This window comes from Humidesulfovibrio sp. (assembly GCF_031082295.1).
In the GTDB taxonomy this organism is placed as follows: domain Bacteria; phylum Desulfobacterota; class Desulfovibrionia; order Desulfovibrionales; family Desulfovibrionaceae; genus Humidesulfovibrio.
Genome location: NZ_JAVHLD010000063.1, coordinates 1 through 4,848, shown reverse-complemented (window position 1 = coordinate 4,848; position 4,848 = coordinate 1). Strand labels below are relative to the sequence as shown.

5 protein-coding genes are annotated in these 4,848 nt (G+C 64.6%); 4 read left to right on the top strand and 1 reads right to left on the bottom strand.

Going from position 1 to position 4,848, the window contains the following annotated elements; translation table 11 throughout:
- Positions 1-215: 215 nt before the first annotated feature.
- Positions 216-1,589, bottom strand: coding sequence for a phosphomannomutase/phosphoglucomutase (locus RDU24_RS15765; RefSeq protein ID WP_308736738.1), 1,374 nt, complete (start codon positions 1,587-1,589; stop codon positions 216-218).
- A 502-nt stretch (positions 1,590-2,091) separates the two neighbouring features.
- On the opposite strand from RDU24_RS15765, the gene RDU24_RS15760 reads away from it, so the two are divergent.
- From RDU24_RS15760 to RDU24_RS15745, 4 genes are all read left to right on the top strand, one after another.
- Positions 2,092-2,817, top strand: a complete 726-nt coding sequence (locus tag RDU24_RS15760) for a LexA family transcriptional regulator (protein ID WP_308736737.1) — start codon at positions 2,092-2,094, stop codon at positions 2,815-2,817.
- 167 nt (positions 2,818-2,984) lie between these two features.
- Positions 2,985-3,224 (top strand): hypothetical protein, encoded by a 240-nt coding sequence (locus RDU24_RS15755; RefSeq protein ID WP_308736736.1) that lies wholly within the window; start codon positions 2,985-2,987, stop codon positions 3,222-3,224.
- A 113-nt stretch (positions 3,225-3,337) separates the two neighbouring features.
- The gene (locus tag RDU24_RS15750; RefSeq protein WP_308736735.1) at positions 3,338-3,967 is read left to right on the top strand and encodes a hypothetical protein; all 630 of its coding nucleotides are present in this window, start codon (positions 3,338-3,340) and stop codon (positions 3,965-3,967) included.
- A gap of 18 nt (positions 3,968-3,985) precedes the next feature.
- Positions 3,986-4,759, top strand: a complete 774-nt coding sequence (locus tag RDU24_RS15745; RefSeq protein WP_308736734.1) for a GGDEF domain-containing protein — start codon at positions 3,986-3,988, stop codon at positions 4,757-4,759.
- Positions 4,760-4,848: the final 89 nt, after the last annotated feature.

Below are 4,848 nucleotides of genomic sequence, written 5' to 3'. Positions count from 1 at the left end.
CATGGGGGTCTCCTGAGGGTTTGCGCAACGGGCGGGCTGCCCGTCGCAAATGGCCCATTGTACCCCCGGTATTCGGCGCGGACAAATATACCCCCGTTTTTGGCCGCAAGAAGGACAAAAATAGCGGGTTGACAGGGTTTGACACCAAAAGCCGAGCGGGCTGCCTCAGGTCGTCCTGAAACAGCCCGCTCGGCGCGAGGTGATGGTGGCGGTGGCTACATCTCGCCGCCCAGTTCCTTGATCCAGCGGGCAAGGGGGACTTCCACCAGCTTGCGGATTTCGGCCAGTCGGGCCTCGCTCTCGGCCTCGAAGCGCAGCACCAGGGAGGGCGAGGTGTTGGAGGCGCGAACCAGGGCCCAGCCGTCGGGGAACACGAGCCGCGCGCCGTCGTTGCCTTCCAGGGTGTAGTCCTTGGCGAATTCGGTGCGGGCGCGCTCGGCCACCTGGAACTTGGCGTGCTCGGCGCAGTCGGCGCGCAGCTCCGGGGTGACGAAGGTCTGCGGCCAGTCGGACAGCAGCGTGGACAGCGGCCCCCCGGCCTGGGAGACGATCTCCACCAGCCGCAGGGCGGCGTAGGGCGCGTCGTCGAAGCCGAAGTAGCGGTCGGCGAAGAACATGTGGCCGCTCATCTCCCCGGCCAGGGCGGCTTTTTCCTTGAGCAGGCGGTCCTTGATGAGCGAGTGGCCGGTGGCGGACATGATGGGCCGCCCGCCGTGCTTGGCGATGTCGGCGAAGAGCAGGTGCGAGCATTTGACGTCGCCGATGATGGCCGCGCCCGGCTTTGCCGCCAGCACCTGCCGGGCGAAGATGGCCAGCAGGCGGTCGCCGTGGATGACGCGGGCGTTCTCGTCCACAGCGCCGATGCGGTCGCCGTCGCCGTCCAGTCCGATGCCCAGCTCGGCACCGGTCTCGAGCACCTTGGCCTTGAGCGCGCCCAGGTTCTTCTCCTCCACGGGGTCGGGATGGTGGTTCGGGAAGCGGCCGTCGGGCTCGCAAAACAGCGGAATGACCTCGGCCCCGGCCCGCTCGAGCAGCGCCTTGGTGACCAGGCCTGCCGCGCCGTTGCCGCCGTCGAGCACCACCTTCACCCGGCGCGGCACGTTGGCCAGGCCGGTGAGGGTTTCAAGGTAGCTGGGCTCGATGTCGTGGGCGGTGGCCAGGCCCTGGCCCGTGGGGAAGTTCCGCGCGGCAAGCAGGCGCGCCACCTCCTGTATCTCGCCGGAGTGGATGGTGCTCTTGCCCGCCCAGATCTTGAAGCCATTGTACTGCGACGGGTTGTGGCTGGCGGTGATCATCACCCCGGCATCATAGCCGAGGTGGCGGATGGCGAAATAGCAGACCGGCGTCGGGACCATGCCCAGGAACAGCACGTCCACGCCGGTGCTGGTGAGTCCGGCCACAAGGCGCTCCTGGAAGCCGGGCGAGGTCAGGCGGCAGTCGCGGCCGACAACCGCGCGTTTCGAGCCGCGTGCCAGGAAGTAGGCGCCGCAGGCCCGGCCCAGGTCCTCGACCCAGTCGGCGTCGAAGTCCTGGTCCACAATGCCGCGAATATCGTAGGCGCGAAATATGCGCGAGCTGTTCCCGTCCATGATCCTCTCGGGTGCTGAGCCCGCGCGCTGGCGGCGGGCCGATTGAGCGAAGCGGCGCGTCGCAGGCGCCAATCCATTTGTGTTTAGGCGTTGCATCGATAGCACAACGCGCGGCGCGAGGGAAGACGCTCCTTTGCGCCCATTCTGCTTATAGAATGCATCTCTCATCATTATCAGGAAAAGATTGCGTTCATGGTGTGGAACGACACGCCATACGGGCAAAGGGTACTGCACAATAGGTCTACTTAATTTTGGTTGCCAAGTATTGACAGCTACTCAGAATGGTTTACCTACTCTACATTAGTGGCTGAGGAACGTTGAACGTTCTCGTCGTGTGTAAATCATTATTTACAACATGGCGAGCATCTCTGTGCGTTTATGCTTGACTGACACGAGTATTTGAAACTATCGTTAAGAATATAGCGGGAGTGCACGGAAGTTGAATATAGTGCACCTTGTCTGCACGGAACTATATCGATAAGATTATCATGGAGGTTTCGCGGTGGCAAAACTCAAAAAGAAATGCGATGAGCGCCTTGAGCAATGGTTCGAGGAAGCGATTGAGCGCATTAAGAAAGCCACAGGAGCGCGGACTCAGGTCCAGCTTGCGGACGTTCTGGAAGTCCGCCAGTCAAGCATATCCGACGCCAAGAGGCGTTGTTCGGTTCCTTCGGACTGGTTTCTGAAGCTGTACCGCAGCCACGGCCTGAACCCCAACTGGCTCTCCGATGGGCACGAGCCGGTGTACCTGAACGCGGCCAAGGGCCACGTGAGCGCTGAAAATCTCCTGCGCGAGACCCCGGCCGCCTACGGCCGCAACCACGCCCGCGGGCGCGTCGTGCCCGTGTCGTCCATGGCGGGGGCGGGGACTGACCCGGCAACCTGGCAGCCAATGCCCGTGGAAGATCTGACCATACCGGAGTCCTTCTTCCGGCCGAACTTGCAGGTGCTTCGCGTGGACTCCGCCGGCATGGAGCCCATCGTTCTGCGCGGCGCTTTTGTGGGCGTGGATCAGGACCAGCGCCAGCACCCGGACGGCGACCTCTGCGCGGTGCACTTCCCGCACCAGGGGCTGCTCATCCGCCGCGTGTACTACCAGGACGGCCAGTTCGTCCTCAAGGCCGAGGACAAGGCCCACGCCGATCTGCACGTGCCCGCGACGGAAATGGCCGCGCGCACCATAGGCCGCGTGATCTGGGTCATCCAGAGCCTGTCCCCGAACGCGTAGCATCCAAAATTACGCCAGCCCAAAGGCCCCCTGGAGCAGTCCGGGGGGCCTTTTTTGCGCTTTCCGCCCAGAGAAGGGTTCCGTCTCTTTGTCCAACCGTCTGGCGCGGCACGCAATCATCGCCGGGGCATAAATGTTGCTACGATTCGAGCATCAAGGAGGACGCCATGAACGCCCTGGTCGAACCCCAGCCTCAGCACAGCCTGCCGACGGAGATGTACCGCGTCTACGAGGCCACGGACCCCTTCCATCCTCGCCCCTATCGCCTGGCCCTGTGCCTGGCGCGCGAGAAGTGTCTGCTGGAGGACATCAGCTCAGGCCGCAGGCTGCTGCGCCTGGGACGCATGGTCATGGAAACCCGCGAGGCGGCCTTGGCCTGCGCCGGAGCGGAGGCCCTCTATCTCTGAACCAGTGAGGCCCGCCCGGGCGATGTGTGCAGAAATAGTGCCGCCAGACCTTGATTTCCCTGCCCATACGGGCCAAGATGCGGCACAGATACACACATTTGCCCGGAGGCTCCATGCGCTGCGCCCTGGCCGTTACCGCACTGACGGCATGTCTTGTCCTTGTCCTCGCGACGACCTGTTTCGCCCAGGAACCCGTTGCCGCCGCTTCTGAAGGCGGCCCGGCGGAGTTCTCCGCGCCCGCCCTGCCTGAGCCTGCGGCCATCCCTGAGCCCCCGGCCGGGACCATGGCGCCGCAGAACATCGACACCCCACCCGCCTTCATGAGGCGGCCCAGCTCCAAGGCCAAAACCGCCCGGCCCGACCTGACTTTCGCGGTGAAGCCCGCGCCTGTCGAGTTCCGGGGGCTGCCCTGGGGCATCGAGCTTGCCAAGGCCCAGGGGCTTCTCCCCGTGACCCAGCCCATCACCCTGCGCGGAACGTATTTCCGCCCCGACGAGGTGTTGCAGCTGGGCCAGGCCCAGGTCCGCTCCGTGGCCTACTATTTCCCCAAGGGCACCTTGAACGGCGTGGGAATCGTTTTCGAGGGGCAGGACAACTTCTTCCTCATCAAGGACTACCTGATCGACCTCTTTGGGCCGGGCCGCCAGATGGGCGACCGCTACGGCTGGACCTGGAGCAATTTCTTCATCGACCTGCGCATGCGCGGCAACCAGGGCGAGTTGCGCTACCAAATGCAACCCTGACGAGACGGAGGGCCGGACATGGCTGAGCAAGCCGACACGATCAGCACGCCGAAAATGCCTGGCCGGGGCACCGCCCTGCTGTACGCCGTCACCCTGATCGCCATCTTCGGCGTGCTCATGTCAGAGTTCTTTGTCGCCTACCAGCTGCTGGCAAACCACCCGACCCACGCGCCGGGGCTCATTAAGGAAACCTACGCGGCCATGCTGCTGGGCGTCGCCGTGCTGGTCGCCCAGGCCGTGCTGGTCTACGTCGGGCTGCTCCGGCCCGTGCGCGAAAACTCGCTGGAAATAGCGCGGCTCAAGAACTCCCTCGACCAGCACTGCCACCACGACGAGCTGACAAAAGTCCTGAACCGCATGGCCTTCGACCAGATGATCGTGCGCGAGCTTGAAAGCCTCAAGCGCTACGGCGCCACCTTCTCCGGCATCATGGTGGACGTGGACGGCTTCCGCGCCGTGAACGAGTCCCTGGGCTACGAGGCCGGCGACCAACTGCTCTACGAACTGGCGCAACTGCTCAAGCAGCACATCCGCAAGGCCGACTGCCTGTTCCGCTGGCGCAGCGGGCGCTTCCTCATCCTGGCCGCGGGCATCGAGGCCGAAAAAGCCGCCCTGTTCGCGGAGAAGTTGCGCGAACTCGTGGGCAGGCACAGCTTCCGCCAAGGCGCGCGCCTCACCGTCACCCTCGGCGCGGCCCAGGCCGAAGCGCAGGATACCCCGGAAACCTTCGTCTCCCGCGTCAAGACCGCGCTCTCGCTTGCCAAGGACAAGGCCCGCGCAAGCGGCACCTGAGCGGTCGGCCTCCGGCGGCTGTGGGGCCTGAGGCCCCCCAGACCCCCCCATTGCGCGAAAGGTTCCTGTGGACGGCTTTGCGTCCACAG